The organism is Pedobacter sp. UYP30, from assembly GCF_040547165.1.
GTDB lineage: Bacteria > Bacteroidota > Bacteroidia > Sphingobacteriales > Sphingobacteriaceae > Pedobacter.
Genome location: NZ_JBEPPD010000006.1, coordinates 159,495 through 185,526, shown reverse-complemented (window position 1 = coordinate 185,526; position 26,032 = coordinate 159,495). Strand labels below are relative to the sequence as shown.

21 protein-coding genes are annotated in these 26,032 nt (G+C 39.8%); 8 read left to right on the top strand and 13 right to left on the bottom strand.

From position 1 onward, the window contains the following. Positions 1-122 precede the first annotated feature (122 nt). The 8 genes from ABIB40_RS09405 (at position 123) to ABIB40_RS09370 (ending at position 12,671) form a co-directional block, all read left to right on the top strand. Positions 123-2,819: a cation-translocating P-type ATPase gene (locus ABIB40_RS09405; protein ID WP_354358336.1), complete on the top strand. Its 2,697-nt coding sequence runs from the start codon at positions 123-125 to the stop codon at positions 2,817-2,819. A gap of 49 nt (positions 2,820-2,868) precedes the next feature. Further along, complete coding sequence (gene glgP, locus ABIB40_RS09400; RefSeq protein WP_354358334.1) at positions 2,869-4,524, top strand: alpha-glucan family phosphorylase; 1,656 nt, start codon at positions 2,869-2,871, stop codon at positions 4,522-4,524. A gap of 296 nt (positions 4,525-4,820) precedes the next feature. Continuing rightward, positions 4,821-5,288: an adenine nucleotide alpha hydrolase family protein gene (locus ABIB40_RS09395; RefSeq protein ID WP_354358332.1), complete on the top strand. Its 468-nt coding sequence runs from the start codon at positions 4,821-4,823 to the stop codon at positions 5,286-5,288. Then, positions 5,285-5,650 (top strand): hypothetical protein, encoded by a 366-nt coding sequence (locus tag ABIB40_RS09390; RefSeq protein ID WP_354358330.1) that lies wholly within the window; start codon positions 5,285-5,287, stop codon positions 5,648-5,650. The genes ABIB40_RS09395 and ABIB40_RS09390 overlap by 4 nt, the downstream gene beginning before the upstream one ends. A 55-nt stretch (positions 5,651-5,705) precedes the next feature. Next, positions 5,706-7,226, top strand: a complete 1,521-nt coding sequence (locus ABIB40_RS09385; RefSeq protein ID WP_354358328.1) for a L,D-transpeptidase scaffold domain-containing protein — start codon at positions 5,706-5,708, stop codon at positions 7,224-7,226. A 94-nt stretch (positions 7,227-7,320) separates the two neighbouring features. Continuing rightward, on the top strand, positions 7,321-8,076 hold the full coding sequence (locus ABIB40_RS09380; protein WP_354358326.1) for a YoaK family protein: 756 nt from the start codon (positions 7,321-7,323) through the stop codon (positions 8,074-8,076). Positions 8,077-8,230: 154 nt separating this feature from the next. After that, on the top strand, positions 8,231-11,761 hold the full coding sequence (locus tag ABIB40_RS09375; RefSeq protein ID WP_354358324.1) for a chemotaxis protein CheB: 3,531 nt from the start codon (positions 8,231-8,233) through the stop codon (positions 11,759-11,761). 694 nt (positions 11,762-12,455) lie between these two features. After that, entirely contained in the window at positions 12,456-12,671 is a 216-nt protein-coding gene (locus tag ABIB40_RS09370; RefSeq protein ID WP_354358322.1) for a hypothetical protein, read from the top strand. Positions 12,672-13,064: 393 nt separating this feature from the next. Here ABIB40_RS09370 and ABIB40_RS09365 read toward each other — a convergent pair whose 3' ends face one another. From ABIB40_RS09365 to ABIB40_RS09305, 13 genes are all read right to left on the bottom strand, one after another. After that, positions 13,065-14,063: a type I phosphomannose isomerase catalytic subunit gene (locus ABIB40_RS09365; RefSeq protein ID WP_354358320.1), complete on the bottom strand. Its 999-nt coding sequence runs from the start codon at positions 14,061-14,063 to the stop codon at positions 13,065-13,067. A gap of 276 nt (positions 14,064-14,339) precedes the next feature. Then, positions 14,340-15,233 carry a F0F1 ATP synthase subunit gamma gene (locus tag ABIB40_RS09360; RefSeq protein ID WP_354358318.1) on the bottom strand — a complete coding sequence of 298 codons (894 nt, stop codon included), beginning with the start codon at positions 15,231-15,233 and terminating at the stop codon, positions 14,340-14,342. After that, positions 15,233-16,780 carry an alternate F1F0 ATPase, F1 subunit alpha gene (locus ABIB40_RS09355; protein ID WP_354358316.1) on the bottom strand — a complete coding sequence of 516 codons (1,548 nt, stop codon included), beginning with the start codon at positions 16,778-16,780 and terminating at the stop codon, positions 15,233-15,235. Before ABIB40_RS09355 ends, ABIB40_RS09360 begins: the two co-directional genes overlap by 1 nt. 4 nt (positions 16,781-16,784) lie before the next feature. Further along, complete coding sequence (locus ABIB40_RS09350; RefSeq protein ID WP_354358314.1) at positions 16,785-17,561, bottom strand: F0F1 ATP synthase subunit B family protein; 777 nt, start codon at positions 17,559-17,561, stop codon at positions 16,785-16,787. Between the two features lie 8 nt (positions 17,562-17,569). Continuing rightward, complete coding sequence (locus ABIB40_RS09345; RefSeq protein WP_354358312.1) at positions 17,570-17,839, bottom strand: F0F1 ATP synthase subunit C; 270 nt, start codon at positions 17,837-17,839, stop codon at positions 17,570-17,572. Positions 17,840-17,853: 14 nt separating this feature from the next. After that, complete coding sequence (locus tag ABIB40_RS09340) at positions 17,854-18,558, bottom strand: F0F1 ATP synthase subunit A (RefSeq protein ID WP_354358310.1); 705 nt, start codon at positions 18,556-18,558, stop codon at positions 17,854-17,856. Further along, positions 18,555-18,848, bottom strand: a complete 294-nt coding sequence (locus tag ABIB40_RS09335) for an N-ATPase subunit AtpR (protein WP_354358308.1) — start codon at positions 18,846-18,848, stop codon at positions 18,555-18,557. The genes ABIB40_RS09340 and ABIB40_RS09335 overlap by 4 nt, the downstream gene beginning before the upstream one ends. Positions 18,849-18,865: 17 nt before the next feature. Beyond that, a complete protein-coding gene (locus ABIB40_RS09330; protein ID WP_354358306.1) occupies positions 18,866-19,156 on the bottom strand; it encodes an AtpZ/AtpI family protein in 291 nt (96 codons plus the stop codon). Between the two features lies 1 nt (position 19,157). After that, positions 19,158-19,541 (bottom strand): F0F1 ATP synthase subunit epsilon, encoded by a 384-nt coding sequence (locus tag ABIB40_RS09325; RefSeq protein ID WP_354358304.1) that lies wholly within the window; start codon positions 19,539-19,541, stop codon positions 19,158-19,160. Next, positions 19,538-21,001 carry a F0F1 ATP synthase subunit beta gene (atpD, locus tag ABIB40_RS09320; protein ID WP_354358302.1) on the bottom strand — a complete coding sequence of 488 codons (1,464 nt, stop codon included), beginning with the start codon at positions 20,999-21,001 and terminating at the stop codon, positions 19,538-19,540. The genes ABIB40_RS09325 and atpD overlap by 4 nt, the downstream gene beginning before the upstream one ends. A gap of 119 nt (positions 21,002-21,120) precedes the next feature. Further along, complete coding sequence (locus tag ABIB40_RS09315) at positions 21,121-22,173, bottom strand: class I fructose-bisphosphate aldolase (protein WP_354358300.1); 1,053 nt, start codon at positions 22,171-22,173, stop codon at positions 21,121-21,123. Continuing rightward, positions 22,170-24,554: a phosphoketolase family protein gene (locus ABIB40_RS09310; protein WP_354358298.1), complete on the bottom strand. Its 2,385-nt coding sequence runs from the start codon at positions 24,552-24,554 to the stop codon at positions 22,170-22,172. Before ABIB40_RS09310 ends, ABIB40_RS09315 begins: the two co-directional genes overlap by 4 nt. A gap of 1 nt (position 24,555) precedes the next feature. Continuing rightward, positions 24,556-25,752 carry an acetate/propionate family kinase gene (locus tag ABIB40_RS09305; protein WP_354358296.1) on the bottom strand — a complete coding sequence of 399 codons (1,197 nt, stop codon included), beginning with the start codon at positions 25,750-25,752 and terminating at the stop codon, positions 24,556-24,558. Between the last annotated feature and the right edge of the window lie 280 nt (positions 25,753-26,032).

The following is a 26,032-nucleotide window of genomic DNA, read 5'->3' as shown; positions in this document are numbered from 1 at the left end:
CGTAGATGAATATGGAGAAAAACTTTATTGACACAAGTATATCTTTCTGTGCGCATAAAAAAATGTGTGTGGAGTTAAATAAATCAACCCTCAAAGCATACAAATTTTTTAAAAGCTGAAACATGAAGATTGAGTATCCGATTAAAGCACCTTATTCCAAAACAATTGAAAGTCTGGTAAAGGCGTTATCTACAGCAGAGAAAGATGGCATTAGCGGCGCAGAAGCTTCAATACGTTCTAAGCAATTTGGACTTAATGTATATAAAAGCCAAAAACAAAAAAGCCTTTGGCGCATTGCTTTTGATCAGTTTAATAGCCCAATTGTTTATCTTCTTTTTTTAGCTGCATTTGCTTCTCTTTATTTTAAAAATCTTATAGAGGCTATCGCGATTTTTATTGTGATCCTCGTTAATGCAGTGATCGGCTTTTTTATGGAGTTGCAGGCCAGAAGTTCGATGCGTGCTTTACGAGAAATGGATGTGAGCTATTCAAAGGTAATTAGAGCGGGGAAAACGGTAGAAATTCCTTCGGAACAACTTACGCCAGGCGATTTACTGTTGCTCGAAGCAGGCGATGTTGTCTCTGGTGACGGAAGAATAATTAGTTCGAATGAACTCCAGGTTGATGAGTCATCGCTTACAGGCGAATCGTTCCCAGTTTTCAAAACTACCGAAGTCTTAAAGGGAAAAATAGAATCCTCGCGCGCGGAAAATATGGTGTACAAGGGAACCGCAGTAATGAATGGAAATGCCAAAGTAATTATTACTGGGATTGCAGAACAGACTGAGCTTGGAAAAATTAGTGAAATGGTAGGAAGCTCCGCATCTACAAAGACCCCACTAGATTTAAAGATTGGTCGGCTTACTAAAAGTTTAATTTGGATTACCTTGGTTATGACTTGTTTTTTTGCCCTTTCAGGCATAATTGAAGGCAGACCTTGGGAGCAGATTTTAAAAACTTCCATCGCACTTGCGGTGGCCGCTGTTCCAGAAGGACTTCCAATAGTTGCCACGGTTGCATTGGCTTACGGCATGTTACTAATGGCCAGAAAGAATGCGATTGTAAAAAAGCTATCTTCGGTAGAAACGCTCGGGAGTGTAAACGTAATCTTGACCGATAAAACAGGCACACTTACCGAGAACAAGATAACGGTAGAAGTGTTGTCTTTTCTGCATCAAGAGGTTAATGTTTCGATAACAAAGGGAACACTTAAGTTTAAGAAGCCCCTGATAGAAACATGTAAGGAGAATTTTGAATTGCTCGTTAGGATCGGGACACTTTGCAACGATGCGCCGTTGGATTCTTCAGATAAGGGAAAAAAATCGTCTGGTGATCCTGTTGAAATTTCACTCTTGCTTTTTGCTGATGCTGCAGGATTTCCTGCTAAAAAGACAGCGAGTGAGTTTAAACGGATGTCTGAAATCCCGTTCAGCTCGGAAACCAAAATTATGGGCACGCTGCACAAAGACAAAGGCAGTTTTCTTATTTCTGCTAAGGGTTCTGTAGAGAATCTACTGGTAAAATGCAAATCCGTTCAAATTGATGGTAATATTTCGGTTCTGGGTGATGATAAAAGAAAGGAAATCCTTGCCAAAGCAGAGGAGCTGTCGGCATCAGGATTAAGAGTGTTGGCATTTGCCTACCTTAAATCTGCTGAAATGCCTGGTAAAGATTATCTTCAAAAACTAATCTACGTTGGGATGGTAGGTTTTTTAGATCCGCCAAGAACAGACATAAAAGGGGCGATAAATAGTTGCAGATCTGCAGGTATAAAAATCGTGATGATTACCGGCGATCATCCGATGACCGCATTAAATATTGCCAAAAAGGTGGGGATAACTTCAGCCGAAGACAATAAGGTAATTGCAGGAAGCGAACTACCCGATATGGAATCGTTAAAGCAGGAGTGGAGCGACAAGATTCTATCCACATCGGTATTTGCCAGAACAACCCCTAAGCAAAAACTAGAGATTGTAGATGTTTATCAAAAAGCAGGCTATATTGTGGCAATGACCGGAGATGGGGTAAATGACGCACCAGCATTAAAAAAAGCAGATGTTGGTATTGCGATGGGGCTGCGGGGAACTCAGGTAGCAAAGGAAACGGCAAGTATTGTGCTTAAAGATGATTCTTTCGTCTCTATTTCTCAGGCCGTGGCCCATGGAAGGGAAATTTTTCAGAACATTCAGCGATTCGTAATCTATCTGGTTTCCTGCAACCTTAGTGAGATTATAATTATTACTTTTCTAGGTTTTTTAGCCCCGGGTTCCATACTATTTCCTTTGCAAATCTTATTCCTTAACATTATAACCGACGTTTTTCCTGCGCTTGCTTTGGGATTAGGCAAAGGAGATAAAAGTGTTATGCAAATACCACCAAGAGACCCAAAATTAGACATTATTTCTAATCGTAATTGGCGGGCTATCTTAATTTATGCTGTGCTGATGACGGGGTCTGTACTGATGGCAATTTTTATTTGTAAACATTATGTGAGTGCTGAACCAGCTGTGATTAATAATGTAGCTTTTATTACCCTTACCGCGTGCCAATTATTTCATGTTTTTAACATGTCTTCGGTACATTCTGGGATGATTATTAACGAGGTTACCAAAAATAAATTCGTATGGATTGCTTTTCTGTTGTGCTTCTCTATCCTTGCAACAGCTTACGTTTTCTCACAGAGCCGTAGTGCACTTAATCTTAATTTTATATCATTGAACGCCTGGGTTATAGCATTAATGGCTAGTATTTTTCCCTTGATTTGCGTACAACTATATAAATTTTTCGTAAGGAAAAGAACCTCATCTTTAAAAATATAGGATTGAGGTTTGCAATGTTTTAGCCAGATTTAATCTTTATTATTGCCACATGAATACGACCAGCATTTTAGGATACACCCCAAATACAGAATTTCATAAATCTGTAGCTTACTTTTCTATGGAGTTTGCGATAGATCAATCTCTTAAAATTTACAGCGGAGGCTTGGGTTTTCTCGCTGGGTCTCATCTTCGAAGTGCTTTTGAACTCAAGCAAAACCTTATTGGTATTGGCATACTTTGGAAATATGGCTATTACGATCAGGTTCGAGACGAACAAAATAATATGAAGGCAACTTTCATAGAGAAAGATTATTCGTTTTTGGAAGATACTGGGATTGTTTTTTCTGTTCCTGTCCACAGCGCGACAGTAAAAGTAAAGGCTTATTTACTAAAACCAGAAACTTTTGGTTCTGCTCCCTTATATCTTTTGAGTACCAATCTTGAAGAAAACGACGAGGTAAGCAGAAGCATAACCCATCGTTTGTACGATCCAAACGAAACCACTAGAATTGCGCAATCAATTATTCTTGGCATTGGAGGCGGAATGCTTCTGGACCAGCTGAACATTCAGCCCGACATCTATCACATGAACGAAGGCCATGCAGTTCCGCTGAATTTCTATCTGTATTCTAAATTCAATAATCTAGAAGAGATAAAAAAACGGATGGTCTTTACTACACATACCCCAGAACAGGCTGGTAATGAAGAACATGATTTCTCGTTACTTAAAGAAATGTCTTTCTTTTACCACATGCAAGACCATGAGGTAAAGTTTGTGCTGGGGCTAGAAGGCGATAGATTTAACTATACCCTGGCTGCGTTAAAATTTTCTGGTAAGGCAAATGGTGTCTCTAAACTGCACGGCGATGTAGCCAGGAAAATGTGGAGCGGCTATAATGGCATTTGTGAAATCATTTCTATTACAAACGCCCAAAACCAAAAATATTGGCAAGACGCCATATTTTCACAAAAGCTGGAAAGTAAAGATGATATAGGCCTGCAAACAAGAAAACGGGAAATGAAATCTTTGCTTTTTGAGGAGGTTGCCAACCAAACTGGGAAATTGTTTCATCAAAACGTACTTACCATTGTTTGGGCAAGGCGCTTTGCAGAATACAAACGGGCAGATCTACTTATGCGCGACTGGAATCGTTTCTTAAAATTGGTAAATCAGACAGAAATGCCCATTCAGGTAATATGGGCTGGCAAGCCTTATCCTGAGGATGTGTACGCAAACCATATTTTTAATGAAATTATTAGCAAAACAAAAGCACTTGGAAACTGTGCCGTACTTGTTGGCTACGAGCTTGGCTTATCTGCGATGTTGAAAAAAGGATCGGATGTTTGGTTGAATAACCCAAAAATGTACCGAGAGGCTTCTGGTACAAGTGGAATGACAGCAGCGATGAACGGCTCGGTAAATCTTTCAATTCCTGACGGATGGATCCCAGAATTTGCAATAGATGATGAAAACTGTTTTATTATAAAACCTGCATCAAATGAACTTTCTGAAAACGATCGCGATTGGGAAGAAAACGCAAACTTAATGTCATTGCTCGAAAATAAGGTTTTGCCAACCTATTATCACAATCCGGCTAAGTGGAGTGAGATGATACAAAATGGATTGAAAGGTGTAATTCCTGCTTTTGAATCTGCAAGAATGGTAAAAGAATATTACCGCGAAATGTACGATACGGTTAACTGAGGTTAAATCTGATGACACAAGTAACAGTCATAAGTTAATCTAAATTACTGTCGGTCTGAGCCCGTCGAAAACCTTTCAGATAGCCAAAAACCAACAAAATGGCTGTCCTTCGACTACTTGTTCCGACCATTCGGGAGGTTCTGGGTGATACCATTTTATTGGTTTTTTCCTTAAACTTAATAATTTCACATTGGAGGTTGATGATGATAAACAACCTCTGTCGTGACGGCTGTCATTTACTTTAGTTAAGCGGTTGCCGACCTTTATGGTTAGCAACTGGTTTAAGTAAAATAAAAATGAAAACAATCCTCATCATCAACGATCAGAGCCCTGAAGCTGAACATGCTGCTTGGTTTGCACTTGTACTGGCGCAACATATACAAGCCAATATTATTCTGGCAAATACGGTGGTTCTAAAAATGGATGAACCGGATTACGGATGGTCCGAAGATTTGTATGACGACATTATTGCAGAACCAGTACATTCTCTACTGATGAGAAAACTTCGCTGTAGAATAAAACTTCAATCAGGGTTTTTTCCGAAAATACAGGAGATTGAACTTGCCGACGACCCGGAAAGCATCTTTTTTCTGGCAGCAAGAAATGATATCTATATGGTGGTAAAGGGAATGAATGAGTTTTTACCACAGGCCTTGCTACATGTAAACCTGTGTATCAACACCTTAATTAATAAACTCCAAGTTCCGCTTTTATTGGTTCCCTCTTCTTGGAAGGAAAAAGGATTTAAGCGATTGGTCTATTGACCGATCTACGCTTCTGTGGCATCCAGACTGCAAGATTTCTCGCAGAGCTTGCCGAAAAATGGAACGCTAGCCTTGTAATTGCGCACACTTCGGTAAGTGGTCTTCCAAAAATCGAACTTGAAGAAGCCGAAAGTATTTTTAACGAAGCGGTATGTCCTAATATAAATTATAGATACCTGCTCTTAAATATGCTTGATAAAAACAATCAAGAAAATACGCTTGAGGTTATGGTAGGCCAAATGAAGGCCGATTTATTGGTTCTTGTTAATCAGCATTTTCACTTCAACACCATAATCAAGCAATATTTTAAGGACAATTGCGCGCGTTATAAACCGGCGCCGTTGCTGATCTTTCCATCCTAAATATTTCTAAACTATTTTCTCTTAAACCCTGTAGCAATTTAAGAAACATAAACTGATGAAAACCATTTCCAAATCTGCTTGCCATTCAAAAATATATATTCCGATACTTATCATGTTGATGATATTTTTACTTCTTCATACTTCGTTTAATGCGCTGGCGCAGAATCCGCTAACTGCCTTTAACAAAGACGGAGAAAGGTCAAGTGCTTTAATTGCGGAGCAAACGAAAGCACAGCTGAGTGAGTGTCGAAATCTTCTCAATTATCCAAGATCTGTGGAGCGTTTTTACAAGCTGCAATCTTATAAATTGGCTTGGGTTGAAAAAGACAACCACAGCATTCAGCTGGATCCGGCTATGATGTTATTGGATGGCGTATATCAGTTTGGGCTTAATAAGCAAGATTTTCATCCTACCGAACTGCTCTATAAACAGATAAAAGTTCTAACTGAGCAGTCGTTTGTGTTGGGAGACAATAGGCGGGCAAGTCTCGACATTTTACTAACCGATGCCATTATTACCTTTATCAACCAACTGCATTATGGAAAGTTTAACACAAATTTAACGCCTTCGAAAACTGACTCTGGCGGTTCAGGTGATCTCGATGCAGTAAGCAAATTAACAGAACTATTAAAGGGTAAGGATTTTTATACAGAAATTATTAAAGTTCAGCCGCTTTCAAAGGAATACCATGAGTTGCAAACATATATGCTTTTGGTACGTGGCCAGTATATGGAAGACAATTACGAATTTCCGGAGGAAAGTGTAAGAAAAATGGCAATTAACATGGAACGCCTTAGGTGGTTATCAACAAGCCAAACTCCAAATCTAATCATCAATATTCCGGCTTATACGGCAAAACTGAAACTTAAGGATTCGACCTATCTTTTTAAGGTTATTGTAGGAAAACCGTCTTCTCCAACACCAATAGTAGAAAGTTCTATTACTCATTTTACAGTCGCACCAGATTTGAAAGTGCCTTTGAAAACCTTTGTCAATCAGGTATTGCCCAAGGCCATAAACAATGCCAATTATTTAGAAAATAACCACTATGCTATTTACGATGCTAAAGGAAGATTTGTTGAGATTACGAGGAAGAAATTACTGTTTATAAAAGCACATCCACATAATTATTCTGCACGGCAATCAACTGGCGTTGATGATGCATTAGGTAAAATTGTTTTTTATTTCGCAAACTCCAACGATATTGATTTGCATGATACACCCCAACCTAAATTATTGCTCTTGCCACAACGTGCCATCAGTAATGGCTGTATTGGTATTGATAAAACAGAAAAACTAGCGGGTTTGCTATTGGCTCAGGATGGAACGCCTGCAAAAATACCAATGATGCATAAGCTTGTTTCTGCATATCAAAAAAAGGATTTTTTGTTAAAAACTCCTTTCCCAATTACATTGGTTTACCTTACTTGTGAGATGAATGATAGTCAGGTTGTTATCTATAAAGACATTTATGCTGAAGACAAAAGCCTAGAAAGAGCTATGTATGGTAGCACGCCAATGCTTGCATTAGATAGAAAGATAATAAAAAAGCCACAGCTTGATGAGCACTTTTAACGCCATTGTCTATTTTCTAAATATTTGCGGTTTTAGGAACGAGAAAGAGAAAATAATAACAACTCCCGTTAGGAAAAAATAAAAAAGTTAGATTGTGTTAAGACATTTTGGAGTTAAAAGAACCTACGGCCACAACCTAAAACTTGCCGTATTGTTGAGCCTAACTGCTGGTTTTGTAAATGCGGCTGGTTTTCTCGGGTTTGCTGCACTTACCACAAATGTAACAGGCCATGCGGCGCTTTTTGCAGAGGGTATTGCGAAGCAAGACTGGAACATGGCAAGGTTAATAGCCATTTGGATGATCCTTTTTTTGGCAGGTGCTTTTGCAAGTAGCTTAATTGTAAACAAGCTGGGACACAATGGGCGTTTTTCGTTTGCACTACCCATTGTTCTAGAAATAATAATTTTGCTTTTTTGTGCTTTCTCTACAACAAGAATTGGTTTTGGCCTTTCGAAAGTTTTTTTTGCGGGAATTTTGCTGTTTGCGATGGGTATGCAGAATGCGTTGGTTTCAGTAATTTCGGGCTCAGTAGTAAGAACGACTCACCTTACTGGCACCTTTACCGATTTGGGTATTGAGCTTGCACAATTAAGAATCCACAACTTGGCAGCGCAGGATGATTTGCTTTCGAGAATCAAACTCCGTTCCTCAATAATTTTGTTCTTTATGCTAGGCGCGTTGTCAGGTGCCTATCTTTTCAAATACATCAGCTTCCAAGCATTTCTAGTACCAGTCTCTATCCTATGCTTTACACTGCTGTATGATGTTTCTAGATTGAACATCAAAAGGTATTACTCTAACTTTCGCTACCGCAAAAAAGCTAGACTCCAAACATCAAAAGATAATTAGGACAAGATGATAAAAGTGCCGATTTAAGGCTTATTAATGACTACCTTTCTACATACTATATTGGTCTTAACACCACTTTTTTATCAGCCCATCATCATGTTGCCTTTTGCCCATCAACACAAATATTTTTAAAACATTTTATACTTTAATAGGAATGAAACAACCTGAATATATCATTGCCATTGGCGCATCTGCCGGCGGACTCGAAGAAATTAACTCTTTTTTCGATCATACCCCGATTGACGGAGTTTCATATATTGTTGTGCAGCATCTGTCAGCAGATTTTAAGAGTAGGATGGTAGAGGTGCTTGCCAAGCATAGCAAACTTTTGGTAGAAGTAGCAACCGAAGGCGGACTTGTGGAAACGAATAGGGTTTACCTCATTCCCCACGATAAGTTTATGACCATCGGACAGGGAAGACTACACTTGGGTGATAAGAGGAACTCGAAGATTCCACACCTTACTATCAATACATTTTTTAAGTCTCTTGCACTAGACTTTGGAGATAAATCTATTGCGGTGGTGCTTTCTGGATTGGGAAATGATGGTGCGGACGGAATAGGCGCCATAAAGAAAGCCGGTGGAATGGTTATGGCTCGAAATCCTGAAACTTCTTCTTTTCCCAGTATGCCATCAAAAGCCATTGCCACCGGAATGGTCGATTTTATTCTGGAACCCGCCTCCATGCCTGGCGCCATTGAGGATTATGTGAATTACGAAACGGGTTCGAAATACGAAATAAAGAATGATGAGAAAAACCTTAGATTAATTGTCGAACTGATTAAACAACGATCAGCACTTGATTTTTCGGGCTATAAACCAACCACCATCCTGCGGAGGACCAAACGTAGGGCTGCTCACCATGATTTTACGTCACTTGCCAAGTATTACGATTTTCTAAAAAGTTCATCTGAGGAAATTGAAGTGCTTTCTAAGGATTTTCTCATTAGCGTAACTGCATTCTTTCGTGATAAAGAAGCCTTTGATTATATCCAAAATAATGTACTTCCAAAAATCTTAAAAAAACTAGCACCCAATGAGGAGCTTAAACTCTGGGTTGCAGGATGTGCAACGGGAGAAGAGGTTTACTCGCTGGCCATGCTCATTGATGAACAACTTACGGGAGATTTTGCCTTTACAGTGGTTAAAATCTTTGCGACCGACATAGACAGCGCGGCTTTGGCGCACGCAGGTAAGGGAATATATCAGCCTGATACCGTAAAAAATATGAACCCTGAAAGACTCAAGAAATATTTTACTCAAGATGGAGATCAGTATCGCATAAAACCAGCGCTTCGGAAAATGGCAATCTTTGCCCAACATGACTTAGTCAAAAACCCGCCGTATTGTAACATGCACTTTATCAGTTGCCGAAATCTGCTAATCTATATGGCTCCTATATTGCAGCGAAAGGTCTTTTCTATGTTATTATTCGGGCTTAAAATGGATGGTTATCTTTTTTTGGGATCGAGCGAAAACCCAATGCCAATCATCCAAAACCTAGAAGTGGTAAGTAACCAGTATAAAATTTATAGGAATATCAAATCAAAGCGGATGTTTAGTTTTGATGCCTTTTCGATGCCCGATACATTAGAAGTAAAGCCTCGCCCAACTTTTGCGTTTAGCGAAAATATGAACAATGGGGGCGATAGGTCTCTTTTAGAAACGATGCAGACAACGCTTGCAGAAGATATGGATTATCTTGTGCTTTGTATCGATGAAAACAAAAACGTTATTAAATCTTACGGGAATACGGCCAAATTCCTGCTTGCAAAACACTTTACCTCAAATCTTGAAGAACTCTTGCCTAAGAAACTTGCCATGGTATTTCATACTATGGCCAGCAAAGTTATAAAAACCGGAGAAAAGGTTACGCTTAATCACATAAAGGTAAAACTGGAAAACTCGTTTATCCAAATTAATCTCTCTTTGGCCCCAATATCAGTAAAGGGAGGTGAACAAAAGCTGGTTATGGTTACTTTTATGGAGGATAAGTCGCTTGCCATTTCAATTCAGCAGGGAGCTGAATTCAATGAAAAAGCATACCATGATGAATATACCCTCAACTTGGAAGAAGAAGTTAGGGAGCTTAAAGAAAAACTAAAATCTACCTACGAGCAGCTCGATGCCTCTAATGAAAACATGCAGTCTTTTAACGAAGAGATGATTTCTGCAAATGAAGAGATGCAAAGTACTAATGAGGAAATGCAGTCAGTTAACGAGGAATTGGATACAATAAATTCAGAATATCAGCTCAAAAATAAAGAGTTGCTCGATATTAATGATGATCTAAATAATTATTTCAGGAGCAACATCAATGGGCAACTATTTATCAATAACGATTTACTGTTAATGAAATTCTCTCCCGGCACGGTAAAGCAAATAAATTTGCTTGAAAGCGATATAGGGAGGCCGTTAAGCAACATTACGACAAACATTAAGTTCGAGACCATTATTGAGGACATTAAACAGGTGTTAAAAGATGGAGATATTATCACAAAAGAAATTGAGACCAATAACGGTAAGTGGTATCAGGTGATGACCATGCCTTACGTGCGGCAGTCTGACCAGAAAAATAATGGCGCGATCATTACCTTTAACGATATTACTGAACTTAAAAAGGTGCAGAGGAAACTAGATGTTAGCAATCGAACCTTAGCCATGGCTGTAGATGCAGCAGAAATGGGCACCTATTCTATCGACGTAACAACAAGGGCATTTAGCCCTTCGCAACGACTAAAGGAGATTTTTGGATTTGGAGGTGCGAAGGAGATGTCTTTTGAGGCCGCTGTTTCTAGAATAGGCGAAGAATACCGGCTCCTATTTACCAATTCCATAGAAAATAGCATTACTAAGGGAGAAAAAATGGATATCGAATATCCGATTAATATACCATCAGACCATAAGCCGCGATGGGTTAGGGCTCTTGGTAATGTAGTGTACGATGGCGGAACTAAGCCTGTTTATTTTGCAGGATTGGTTAATGATATTACCGGCCATAAAGAGGACGAGATTAGGAAAAATGATTTTATTGCAATGGTCAGTCACGAACTTAAGACACCTTTAACTACCATTCAAAGCTACATTCAGCTTATTGGCTCAAAGATCAATACCGTTGGCGATCCTTTGCTGATTAATTCAGTTGAAAAAGTGCATATACAGGTCAAAAAGATGAACACGTTAATCAACGGTTTTTTAAATACTTCGAGCTTTGAGGTCGGCAAAATTTATTTGAATGCAGAGACCTTTGAGTTAAATGAACTGCTGAACGAAATTATAGAAGAGGCCAAAATTATTTTGTTGAAACATCCGATACATCTGTTGCCTCATGTCAGCTGTAACATAACTGCAGATCGAGACAAAATTGGACAAGTGGTTAACAATTTCATCAGCAATGCTGCAAAATATGCTCCAATGGGCACCGAGGTAGAACTTTCGATAGAGGTTTTAAAAAAAACAGTTACTATTAAAGTGAAAGATCACGGCCCCGGTATTAAAGCTAAAGATTATAAAAAGGTGTTTGAAAGATATTCTAGAGTAGATAATTTACAAACCAGAAAGGTTGCTGGTTTTGGCCTTGGCCTTTATCTCTCTACAGAGATTATTAAGCTTCACAAAGGAAAGATTTGGGTAGAAAGTGAGCTAGGAAAGGGTTCGACTTTCTGTTTTAGTTTGCCAGTTTAAAGAAAGGTATTGTCAAGTTGAGCCTGCGCCTCTCTCTTCTTCTTCGAGAAAAGGTCTCACTCGCTAGAAGTTCTTATATGTAAGGTCCTTCCTTTGGCAGCAAGATGTGCGCGGTGGAGAGAAATATTTGGCAAAATCTCCTTCCATTCCATAATACTGATTTGGATAATTTTTTGGGCAACGGTCGGGCTGTGCATTACTCCGCTATCGCTGCGGCCCTGCGGGCAAATTTTTTCAAAATTTTAATTACCATCCCTGTTGCAATTCCGATAAGGAAATAATCCCTGCAACGAGGGTAGATTGCTTCATAAGAAACTTAGTGGAAGCTTATAATCAAAGAAGAAAGTTAACTAAACTTTAATTAATGTAAGGAATATTGCCGAAAAGTTAAAATTCTGAGATGAAGAAATTTAAATTCAAAAGGTGATTTTTTGAAATCAATTTTATTTTTTGTTATTAATAGCTGTTTTTGCATAATTTTCTATTCCTCTTTGCTTATAGCATAGATTGTGGCTATTTTCTCGCGGTTTGGCTTTTGATCATGATGCTAAAAAAACACACTAAAGAATAGCTATAAAGAATAAAAGAGGTGTTTCGCACGTTTTTTGTTTAGGTTTTCTTGGCAACAGTTAATTTAAATATGTATAGGTGCCTGTAAATTTTAGTCGCTAGATGACTATTAAAAATTAAAGTTATGAAACAAAACATTATCGCAGAGTTGAGTTATAAGCTTATCGAGGATGAGAGTAGCATTTCGTTTGACTTATCTCATAAAGGCGAGATAAAAGATTATTTGACCATTGCGCTCCGCTTATCTGAAACGAGGAAAGGAAGACTTGCCTTATCTATTTTGGATGCGATAGAGGCGTATACCAAGGAAGAAGTTGAGATGGAAGAATCATTAATTTAATTTAGAGCTCTGCGCTCAACTGGCTGTAGCTTTCTTCACCGCACAGAAAATGCATCTAGTGTTTTATGGCATTCATTGGTAAATAACCACACATCTAATGATGCCCATTTTTTATTTGATTTAGTGTTTTTTTGGCGCGCTCATTAAAATATAGAACAATTAAGTACGTTCATTTTCTATATTTTATGTTGGTATTCGACATGTTTCTAGGGAGCAGGTCGAAATTTTGAGAGAGGGTGTTTGCAATCGCGATAAGGCAAACTGAAAAAATTTTTCGCCTTTGCTGATTCAAAAATCCGCTGTATTTGCACTTCGTAATGCGCCAGCTTAACATTCAGAAGAGCGAGAGAAATTGATTTTTTGCTGAGTGTTATTTTGGAAGTTTCAAAAGCGCTAGCTCGGGTTTCGCGGTATCGCTATTTCTAATAAGGTAACCGTTTCCTCTGGTTCATACATACACTCTCCAACCGATGCGGGCAAAAGAAATACATCTCCTTTGTTCATTGGATAGCTTGTTTCAAGATAGTTTAATTTGCCTTTCCCATCAAGGCAAACGAGTACCCGCGGTTCATTTGTCTTGCCAACTTTAAATGGTAAATCTCCCGTTGTTCGCCAAACCAAAAAATATCTACAATTAAATAACTGCTCTTTCGTGTCGGGGGTTTTAGGGTCTGGGAGTGGCTCAATCGGACAAATGCCAACCTGTTCAAAATCGATACTTGCTATTGCATCATCTACTTGAAGTTTGCGAGGCTTTCCGGCTTTTGGGTCAATGCGATTCCAATCGTATAGACGAAAGGTAACATCACTATTTTCTTGTATTTCGAACACAACTGTTCCAACCAACGTGTGCACTGTGCCAGATTGGATAAAAATAGCATCTCCAGATTTAGGCACAAAACTATGGAGCTTTTTAACTATACAATCATTCTCGATAGCCTTTCGCAGATTTTGTTCATTCGTGCCATCCTTCAAGCCCGCGTAAATGCGGCTTTCCTTAGTTGTCTGTAAAACCACCCAAGCTTCGGTTTTCCCTGTTTCGCCTTTTGGGATATACGCTTTTTGATTGTCTGAGGGATGGACCTGCACCGATAAAACTTCCTTACAATCCAAAAACTTCAACAATAACGGGAAACGTGTAAAGCGGTTCGCCAACCTGCCCATAAGTTCATTAGGATATTCCTCCATTAATTGAGTGATGGTGTAACCCTTTAAATCGCCTTTTTTAACTTTACTCGCATGATTTTTCCTGTCGCTTAATATCCAAGCTTCACCAATCGGCTTATCTTTTGGCAACGGTTTAGAAAGTAAGCGTTCCAATTTCCTTCCACCCCAAAGGCGGTATTGATAAATAGGTTTAAATTGTAAAGGGTAAAGTGGAATGTTACTCATCTGTAAATATTTAGGCGCTTGCAACCGCGCAGGCTCAGGTTCTCTTCAGTAAAGTTCAACTCTTAACAACATAAAAGATTATATAAGTTTAGAAAAATCTTATATAAATCCCACAATTACGAGAGAATACTTTAAGTAAAAGGTGTTAGCAATCTTTATAAAGCAAAACGAGGTTGCTTTTGCTTTCGCAGATTTTAGAATCCCCAACATCTACGCTCTAAGATGTGAACGCTTGACACAACAAATAGTAACAGTAATAGTTATTTTTAGATGATTTTAATGCCGCTCTTTTTTTAGTGCTTCAAATCCAGAAACGACATCAAAAAGCTCTTCATCAATCATGCTCTGTCTCAAACTCTGAAATTTTTTGCTCAGCGCTTCCAGCATGTCAGTTATACTTTTTTCTGCCCGCTGCATGGCTTCCAGTCGGCTGGCATTCTCTGCTGCTAGTGATTCTGTGCAGGCCTTAAACGTCGAAACAAAAAGGTAAGCACTAAGTAGTGCAGTCAATGTAGTTTCAGGATTTCCTGCAACTTCGGGTATGTTGTTTGTTGGCCACGGGATATTTATTATTTCTTGCATCCACTTTTGGTCGAGCGGTAATAAGCGTTGCACAACAGGCTCACAGCCAGAGCCAACTTTTGGCTGGTTGTGAAATACATAAAATTGATGAATGTGTTCTTTTTCTCGGGCGGCCTCAATTTCTATAAGAATATTTTGAATTAGGGGAGTGACCGCATCTATAGAACCGGGAACAGAATATGATTTTGTAACGTTTAGCCCTGAATCTTCTAAAAGCGCCTGTACTCGCTCGCCAATCACCCAAAGCTCCTTCTTGCCTGCAACTCCACCAAGGGTTTGCTGCACATATCCAGAGATTAAATCATTAAACTGCCCAACCAAACCAAGGTCTGACCCAAAAACTATAACACAAATTGTTTGATTGTCCTCTTTTCTGTAGACAGGTTTTTCTATAAATGTCTGAATTTTCTCTGCCGTGAGATAAGCTTTAATGCCGAGGGTTACCGTATGATAATAATCTCCAAGAGACGCTACCGCCGCTTCATATTGAGAAATGTTGGCGGCTGCCATAGCTTTCATGGCTTTAACTACCGATTTTATATCTTTTGCGCCATCTAGCTTTCTGTTCAAATCCTCTAAAGTATCCATTATTTTGGGGTTTGATCGTCTGGCTGCTTCTCCTTCAATGGGATTAGAATTTCTTTAGCAATTTTTAGAATTTGGTCTCGATCCCCATCACTCAAAGGCTTATCGCCAAATATACTTTTTAATATCGCAGCAGGAAATTTTTCCATATCCTTTAGGATAGCCGCTTCGGCATTGGCTATTTTGCTAAGTGGAATATCATCGAAAAGCCCGTTAATTAACGCCAACAAAATTACTATTTGCTCGGAAACCGTAAAAGGGTTGAGTTCGTTTTGCTTTAAGCAGATTCTGATCCGTTGGCCATGATCAATAACTTTTTTGGTGTTTTCATCAAGTCGAGTACCGAAACGGGAAAAATTTTCTAGCTCCTCAAATTGTGCATATTGTAATTTTAGGTTTACGATAGATTTATAAACAGGCAATTGCGCATTAGATCCAACCCGCGAAACGGATTTGCCGACATCAACTGCAGGTAAATTACCAGCTTCAAATAATTTAGGCGAAAGGTAAATCTGTCCATCCGTAATGGAAATGAGGTTGGTTGGAATATAAGCAGAGATATTTTGGGCTTCAGTTTCGATAATTGGCAAAGCCGTAAGCGATCCGCCTTTCAGTTCATCACTTAAGTGTGTAGATCTTTCTAATAATCTGGAATGGATATAGAAAATATCACCTGGAAAAGCTTCCCTGCCCGGCGGCCTGCGTAAAAGCAAGGAAAGTTCTCGATAAGCCCTTGCATGATGGGTCAAATCATCATAAACAATAAGCACGTTACGGCCTTGCTCCATAAAATATTCTGCAATACTGGTGGCCGCGTAAGGTGCAATATATTTTAGCCCAGCTGCATTGTTGCCTTCTGCCACCATAACCACTGTATAATCCATTGCCCCTTTTTGTTCGAGGTTGGCTATTACCTTCGCCACTGCGGCAGCGCGCTGACCTATAGCACAGTAAACACACACCACATCTTTTCCTTTCTGGTTGAGAATGGTATCTATGGCTATTTGGGTTTTTCCGGTTTGTCTATCACCCACAATCAATTCCCGCTGTCCGCGACCAATTGGAATCAAAGCATCGAGCACCTTTATGCCCGTTTGTAACGGCGAATCTACGGCCGAGCGATCCATAATTGCTGGCGAAGGCCGTTCTATAGGCAATCTTTTGGTCGTAGAAACTGCCCCTTTGCCGTCAATGGCAATGCCCATAGGGTTAATTACTCGACCAATTAAATGATTGCCAACCGGAATATCCATTACCCGACCTGTGCGCTCAACTTCATCGCCAGCGTTTAACAAGGTGTCGTCGCCGAGCAAAATTACCCCAATCTCGGCCTCGTCTAAGTTGTAGGCAATACCATAAAGATCTTCAGAGAATTTTAATAGTTCCTCAAAGCCTGCTCCCTCAAGCCCGGAGACTTTTACAATCCCGGTAGCCACACTTGTAACATAGCCAATCTCTTTGGGGGCAAATTCGAATACATACTCCGTATTGCCCTTTTCGAGGTGTTCGAAAGTGCTTTCGATTGTATCTTTTAAAGTTTTTGATGGCATGTTGTTACTGCTTAACAGTTTGTCGGGTGTCGTTTTTTTCGGTCTCCATACTTTTCTCAAGGGAATTGATGTAGGCTGTAAAACTCCAAGAAAGCTTATAACTATTGGTAGCTAACTCTATACCGCTTATCATCTTAGAATCGGTCTCGAAGTTATATTTACCCTCATCACCAAGGATGGATCCAATTGCTGATTTTATGCTTTTTTGATCTTTATCTGATAAATCAAAAGCACTTTTAACGGAAATAGGACTCGAACTTGAATGAAAATCTTTTAAAAATTGTTTTTTGTCCTTATCGTTTATTGCTTTTATCTTTTTGACGAATACCTGAACGGTCTGTTCTTCCAATGTAGTGGAAGCCATTTCGGCAAGTGCTTTTTTTGTAATGGAAAAAACTGTTTGCTGAGTTTGTTGGGCTAACTGGTCGTTCAAATTTTCTTGTAAATCTTTGGATGCCTTCTCTAATTTCAGCTTTAAATCTGCTGCTTCTTTATGGGCTTGATCCAGTAACTTTTGTCGTTCTTTCTCTGTATCTGATGTCGCCTGATCCATCATTTTCTTTTTATGACTGTCAAACGTATCATTCTTCTTTTGGAACTCGTCCTGTTCTTTTTTTGCCTCATTTTTCTTAGTCTTTGCATCTGTTAATTCAGCAGCTATTTTCTTTTCGCGTTCATCAACAGCCTGCAGAATGGGTTTGTAAAGGTATTTTTTCATCAGCCAAACCAACACCAAAAAATTGATGATCTGTGCTATTACTGTGAACCAGTTAATTTGCATGGGTTCTGTTATTTAGCGATGATATGTGTCCAGAAAGGGTTTGCGAAAATTAAAATCATCGAAACCACGAAACAATAAATTGCTGTAGATTCTATCATAGCTAGGCCGACGAATAAGGTTCTGGTGATGGTAGGTGCGGCGTCTGGCTGTTGTGCTATTGATCCTAAGGCTGTCGCAACAGCTTTACCCTCGCTTAGAGCAGGAAACATGCAGCCGATGCCGGTCGTTAATCCGGCAGTTATAATTGATGCGATTGCGATTGATGATACATTGTCCATTTTATATTTTTTTATTAGTGATTTTTTTGAGTTGATAATTTCTTCTTCTTTTTGATGCTTTCTTGAACTGCCGCGGCTATGTAAACCGTAGCCAGTATGCTAAAGATGTACGCCTGAACCATGCCGGTAAGCAAACCAAGGGCTTTCATAACTATTGGGATGAATAATGGCGAGATACTTAATAAAATAGCAATGATCATTCCTCCGCTCATAATGTTGCCAAATAACCTGATGGCTAGCGCGAGTGTTCTTGATAGTTCGCTTATAATGTTAAAAGGCAACATGATTACTGTGGGTTTGATGTATGTTTTCAGGTATGCAAAAAAGCCGCTTTTTTGAATCCCGAAAAAGGGTACAGCCAAGAATACGGCGATGGCAAGTGCTGCTGTGGTAGAAAGCGAACCGGTTGGCGGTTCATACCATGGCAATACGATCCAAAAATTACTTACGGCAATGAACAAAAACAGTGTGCCGATAAAACCTATGTACCGCGAGGGGTTTTCCAATCCAACTTCTTTAATCTGTTCGTTTATTGCCGTTACGATAATTTCTAAAATGCACTGCCATCGAGAGATTTTATGTGTAGTCTTCAATTTTCGAGTGACCAACTTCGCACCAATAACCATAAATAACATAATCGCCCAAGTAGTAACTATAGTAAGGTTTATGGTGATAAAACCACGACTCCAAAAAACGGTCTGATCTGGCGTCAAGTTCATAACTGGTTGGCTGCTGCCGATATAAGTTGTTTTTGTTCAAACTGCTTGGTGAACCGCAAAACCAAAAATCTAGCAGCTACAAATCCTGCAACACTTATCAGTATTCGAGGCAAACTACCTTGAGCAATAAAATAAAAACCCGTTAACACAATGGCTGTACGAATAACCGAGCTCGCCAAAAACCATAACGCCGCATAAGCCGTCCCCAAACTCTTTTTCACGGTGAGCCATAAACCACCAAAAAATATTATCCCTAATATTAATCCACTAACTAATGCTACTACCATCATAATTAAATTTCTTTCTATTATTTATCTTCTTTTATTACCCAATTCCAAGCGATAAAACAGCCAATTACCAGACCCGATATTAAACAGGTTACTGTCCACGAGAAGGATTGGGGATAATTTTTATCCAACCAAATCCCACCAATTGTACCCAAAAAAGTGGGTGCAACAATAGACCAACCTACCATACCAAACATGCCGAAACCAAACCACTCTGCCCTTTTCTTTTCGTTGAGCGCCTCTAATTTGCGTTTCTCTTTTTGCGAGATTATCCTACCGAAAAGATTGTCTTCGTCTTTTGGCTTTCCCATTTTATAGGTGTTGAAATTTCTTTAATCTGGAGAGAAAACCACTTTCTAGCTTAGATGCCATTTGTCTAACTTTTTCTTCATTCTCATCTACATGTTTAAATTCGTTTTTAACCGTGTCTGCCAATTTGCCAAGCTCTACACCTCCAACGGCATTTCTAACAGAAACAAGCACTTCTAATCCGGCTTTTACCAACAACCCTTCGCTCACCGCCACGTAATGCATTTTATCTGTTTTATAAGCAAAAATGCCGGGTACCAATACGGCAACGCAGTCTAATCTTTGCGGTAAAAAGCCGAAAGATCCTTCACTTGTTTCTGCAACGATGTTATCAACATCTTTTACTTCGGCGAAGACTTTGTATGGAAGTAATATTTTTAAGTTCATGTTGTTTGCCCTTCCTTAACCGCATGTTTCGCTGCAACGGGTTTTTCTTTGGTTGCATTTTTGTTTTTAAGTGCCTCCTCAATATTGCCTATCATATAAAAAGCATTCTCTGGCAAGTCTTTAAATTCATCAGATAAGATTCTTTCACAACCATCTAAGGCATCTTTTAGACTCACAACTTCTCCTTTTACCCCGCTAAACCGTTCGGTAGCAAAAAAGGGCTGAGTTAAAAAGCGCTCCAAGCGCCTCGCTCGGTTTACTACAAGCCGATCGCCTGTGGATAACTGCTCCATCCCAAGCATGGAAATGATGTCTTTTAGGTCTTCGTATTTTGCAAATGTCTGTCTGATTTGCTGTGCAAGCTGATAATGTCTATCTCCTATAATACCCGGGGTTGCCATTTTAGAATTAGATTGCAAAAAATCTATGGAAGGATAAAGCCCTTCACTTGCCCTTTCTCGAGAAAGGGCAATGGTTGCAGAAAGGTGCGAGAAAGCATGCACTGCGGCTGGATCAGTAAAATCGTCGGCAGGAACATATACCGCTTGTATAGAGGTAATTGCACCAGAGTCTGTATTGGCAATGCGTTCTTCTAAAGCCGACAATTCTGTTTCTAACGTGGGTTGATAACCCAAACGCGATGGCATCTGACCCATTAAACCAGACACTTCCATCCCTGCTTGGATAAACCTAAAAATATTATCGATCAACAATAAAACATCTTTATGTTCATCATCCCGAAAATATTCTGCCATTGTTAAAGCGGCGTGACCTACACGGAAACGGGCGCCAGGCGGTTCGTTCATTTGCCCAAACATCATAATCATGTTATCCAGTAAATCTGCATCTTTCATCGCATTATAAAGCTCGTTACCTTCTCTGCAGCGTTCTCCAATGCCGCAAAACATACTAACGCCTTTATTCTGCCCCACCATATTGTGGATCATTTCGGTTAACAAAACTGTTTTGCCAACGCCTGCACCGCCAAATAAACCAGCTTTTCCGCCGCGTTCTAGCGGTATTAAAACGTCAATTGCTTTGATGCCCGTTTCGAATACCTGAGAATTTGTGGCGCGCTTGTCCAGCGGCGGTGGATTTTGATGGATGCTACGTGTTTCGCCTTCTGGTAAGGTTTTTAAATGATCTATGGTGTTGCCAAAAACGTCGAACATTCTGCCTAGCGTTCTTTTACCAACTGGCACCATCAGTTCTTTGCCGTCCGTTTCTATCTGCATCCCGCGAGCAAGACCTTGGGTAGGAGTTAGGGCAATTCCTCTAACAGTATGATCGTCTAATTGAGACAATACTTCTATGGCTATTTCATTTTTTTCCCCCGCGTGCAATAAGGTGTAAACTGCGGGCAGTGATTCTTCAAAGTACGCATCAATGACGCTGCCGCGGACGGACACAATTTTGCCGTAGTTTAATTTGTCATTGATATGTTTTAAATCGGCTTTCATTTCGAGTTTATGTTGAAATCTAAAGTCATGAATGGAAAAAGCATTTCGCAAAATTGGATATTATAGGGTGTTTCGGGATTACGCAATTCGTAAAATAAGTTATATAATTCACACTTTTTTTACCTGCGATTGCCATCTTCTTCCTGCCAAAACCCTTGTTCTATCTTGCTATTATAGTTGCCCATACATGCAGCCCTGTTACAGTCGGCTCTGTGTTTTAATGCACGCTGTGCCTTGACTGTGTTAGCATCTTCGCCTCGCCATATTTCTAAAGCTGGTTCCTGTAAAGCTCTACCAAATGAAAAGGTAAGTGCCCAAGGTAATTCTGCTTTATACTGTTTGTTCATCGCATTTAATCTGGCCGAAGCAAGTTCTGCAGATTGCCCGCCAGATAAAAACGCGATGCCGGGAACGGCCTTTGGCACTACCTTTAACAAACAACTTACTGTAGCTTCTGCTATCCCATCAACAGTCTCTGGAATTTTTGAATTCAGTCCAGGCAAAATCATGTTCGGTTTCAACAGCATTCCCTCCAATAAAACATGTTGTTTGTAAAGCTGCTCAAATACAGTTTGAAGAACCTCTTCGGTTATCTCAGCACATTTTTTTAAAGAGTGGTTACCGGTCATCATTACTTCTGGTTCAACGATAAGTACTAATCCTGCCTCTTGGCAGAATTGTGCGTAGCGAGCCAACGCCTGTGCATTCGCTTTAATACATTCCTTACTTGGGATACCTTCGCCGATGGCTAATACGGCTCGCCACTTGGCGAACCGAGCGCCCATTTTACTGTATTCGGCGAGCCGTGCAGGCAAGCCATCAAGCCCTTCAGTTAGTTTCTCACCAGGAAATTCTACCATTGGTTTCGCACCCATATCTACTTTAATGCCGGGGATGATGCCTGCATTGATAAGTATTTCAATAAATTGCGTACCATCCGATTTTTGTTGTCGGATGGTTTCGTCAAATAATATAGCTCCGCTGATGCTCTCATTAAGGTATGGCGTGGTAACAAGCAGTTCACGATATCTTCGCCGCATTTCTTCGGTTTGCGGAATTCCTAACGCCGCAAAACGTTTATTGCAGGTGCTAATGCTTTCGTCCATTGCCAACAATCCTTTGTTATCAGCTAAAAGTGCTCGGACAGTCTGTATCAGCTCTACTTTGTTCATTGCTTAATGTTCCATTCCCAATTAACTATTTCGGGCATATCTTCGCCATGCACATCAATAAAATGCTTGTGCTGTATCAATTTGTCCTTCATCATTTGTTTTAGATAAGCTCCTTTAGAGCCTAAATTTGGTACGCGGTCAACTACATCTTGTACCAAATGAAATCTGTCGATGTCATTTTGCACCCTCATATCAAACGGGGTTGTGATAGTTCCCTCTTCTTTATAACCTCTCACATGTAAATTGCGATTGGTACGGCGATAAGTTAAGCGATGTATCAACCAAGGGTATCCGTGGAATGCAAAAACAATGTGTTTGTCTTTTGTAAATAGCGAATCATAATCCTGGTCGCTCAATCCGTGGGGATGCTCGCTCGCAGATTGTAATTTCATCAAATCAACCACATTTACAACACGAACCCTCAGGTCTGGTAAATGCTCGCGAAGAATAGAAACGGCTGCCATAATCTCTAAAGTTGGCGTATCTCCACAACATGCCATAATTACATCTGGTTCTGATTCTTGATCGTTACTAGCCCATTGCCATATTCCTACACCTTCGGTGCAATGAATTATCGCGGCGTCCATATTTAACCATTGTGGCAATGGATGTTTACCAGCGACCACTACGTTTACGTAATTTCTGCTACGCAGGCAATGATCAAATACAGATAATAGGCAATTTGCATCTGGTGGTAAGTACACCCGAACGATATCTGCTTTTTTGTTGATAACGTGATCTAGAAAACCTGGATCTTGATGGGTAAATCCGTTATGATCTTGCTGCCAAACGTGTGATGCAAGAAGATAATTTAACGAAGCTATAGGTCGCCTCCAAGGTAATTCTTTGGTAACCTTTAACCATTTGGCGTGTTGACTAAACATGGAATCGACAATACGAATAAATGCTTCGTAACTGTTAAAAAGACCATGTCTGCCAGTTAGTAAATAGCCTTCTAGCCAACCCTCGCACTGGTGTTCGCTGAGCTGCGAATCCATTATCCGCCCTGAAGGCGCCAAAAATTCATCGTTTTCTTCTTCCTTTGCGTCCCATTGGCGGTTGCTCGTTTCGAACACAGCCCCTAATAAATTCGAAAGCGTTTCATCAGGACCGAAAATTCGAAAATTATCTCTGTTAAGGTCTACGATGTCACGAAAGAACTTTCCTAATACTGGGGTGTCGCCAACTTTAACAGCTCCTGGCGAAGGTATTTTTACGGCATGAACCCTGAAATCGGGCATACAAAGATCTTTTAGCAATAAGCCGCCATTGGTGTGAAGATTAGCGCCCATACGACTGTTGCCTTTCGGAGCCAAATCTGCCAATTCAGGAATTAATCTTCCGGTTTCATCAAATAATTCCTCGGGCTTGTAACTCTTCATCCAACTTTCCAGCTGGCTAAGATGATCTAGGTGTTTATGGTCTACTGAAATAGGTACTTGGTGAGAACGGAATGTTCCTTCATTAGGCAAACCATCAACCGTTTTCGGACCAGTCCAACCTTTAGGAGATCTTAACACAATCATCGGCCACCTAGGCCGGCTGTTGTCGTTATTTTCTCTCGCGTTTTGCTGATGTTCTTTAATAGCTGTGATGGCTTTATCCAATGTTTCGGCCATGAGCTTATGCATCGTTTCTGGGTCATCTCCTTCTACAAAATAAGGAGTCCATCCACAGCCTTGTAAAAATTTTTCTAGTTCCTCGTGTTCAATTCTGGCAAGTAGGGTCGGATTACTTATTTTATATCCGTTTAAATGCAAAATAGGCAACACCGCACCGTCATTAATTGGGTTAAGGAATTTGTTCGATTGCCAAGCCGTTGCCAAAGGCCCGGTTTCTGCCTCGCCATCTCCAATAATACAGGCTACTATTAACTCTGGATTATCGAATGCAGCACCAAAAGCATGGCTCAAGGAATAGCCCAATTCTCCGCCTTCGTGGATGGAACCCGGAGTAGTCGGCGCAACGTGACTAGAAATACCACCCGGGAAAGAAAATTTTGTAAACAGTTTTTTCATCCCAGCTTCATCTTGGGTCATATCAGGATACACATCACTCCATGTTCCTTCTAAATAAACATTGCCTACCAAAGCAGGGCCACCGTGCCCAGGTCCTGCAACGTAAAACATATCTAAATCATACTTTTTAATAGCACGATTTAAATGTACATATATGAAATTTTGCCCAGGTGTTGTACCCCAATGCCCAACCACGAGTGGTTTAACGTGCTCGATTTTCAGAGGCTCTCTCAGTAGTGGATTATCATAAAGATATATTTGTCCAACAGAGAGATAATTTGCCGCCCGCCAATAGGCATTCATCTTCTTTAATAAATCTGGTGATAAGGTTTCAACCTCGGGGTTGATTGCTACTGATTTCATTTTATTTAAATTTTATATTATAATTCAAAGCTGTACATACTGACTGTGCAATTATCAACTCTTCATTGGTTTTCATTACCCTGACAGATATCTTACTGGCACTTTTTGAAATGACCTCCTCATTTTTTTCATTTTTTGGCACATCGAGATCTATTCCTAAAAACCGGAGTTTCGCGCAAATCCTCTCCCTTATCTTTGGAGCGTGTTCTCCAATACCTCCAGAAAATATTAACGTATCCAAGCCACCAAGTGCAGCGGTAAATGCGCCTATCCATTTTACACATTGGTAGCAAAAGAAATCAACGGCCTCTGCGGCACGTTTGTCTTTTTGCTCCAACTTTAGGAGTTGCTGCATATCCGCAGTTGTTTCTGAAATTGCAAATAGCCCCGATTCATGGTTGACCATGTGATTAAACTGCGACGGCGTTAACTTTTCGAATTTCTGCAGATACCATGCTACTCCAGGATCTATATCTCCGCTGCGGGTGCTCATGGTTAGGCCAGACGCTGGTGTAAAACCCATACTCGTATCGACGCTCTTTCTATCTTTAATTGCCGCCAGGCTTGCTCCGCTACCCAGATGGGCAATAATGATTTTTTCTTTTGCTTTTTCAGTGCCTTCAATTCTTTCAAATTCTTGTAAAAGATATGCGTAAGAAAGACCGTGAAATCCATATCGTTTAACTCCCTTATCTCGGTATTTCAATGGAATGGGAACTAATTTGGCAACATCTGGCATATCGTTGTGAAACGCGGTATCAAAGCACACAACCTGATCTAGATCTGGATAATGTTTTCTAAACACTTCAATCAATTTGATTTCCGAGGGCAAATGTTCAGGGTCATAAGCACTGACGGATTTTAGCCGCTCTATTAATTCTTCGGTAATTATATCAGGTAACGTATGTTCCATCCCCTGAACTATTCTATGACCAATTGCCTTTACCTCAATGAACTCTTTTTTAAGCCATTCAACTATCCATTCTGCCGCTTCGGTATGATTTGCAATTTCAATAATGGCATGTTCTTGAACACCTTCTAATTTTTTGGAGTGCAGTTGAGTTTTACCGCTTCCAATCCCTTCCATTTCTGCAGAAAATACTGGATTAAGAGCATCTTCAATTTCGTACAAAGCATACTTAATGCTGGACGACCCGCCGTTTATCGTAAGAAGACAATTTTTGGAGGAATTATTCATAACTGTTTGACAAGTTTTTAAAACTGCGTCTTTGGATTTGAGTATAATCAGCCAATGTATATGAATGACTTAGGTGCCTGCTTTTTTATTGGTAGACGCCATATATTAAAATTTGAATTTCGTTCAATATTTAAAATGAAGAAGACCTTATTTTAAAGGTAAGATCAAAACAACCAATAGATTTGGTAAAAATCCACATTTACAGATTTTTAGAGTTGCACATTTTATAAAATATGTTGCATCATTCACACATTGAGAATGGTTTAGTTTAGTTACACAA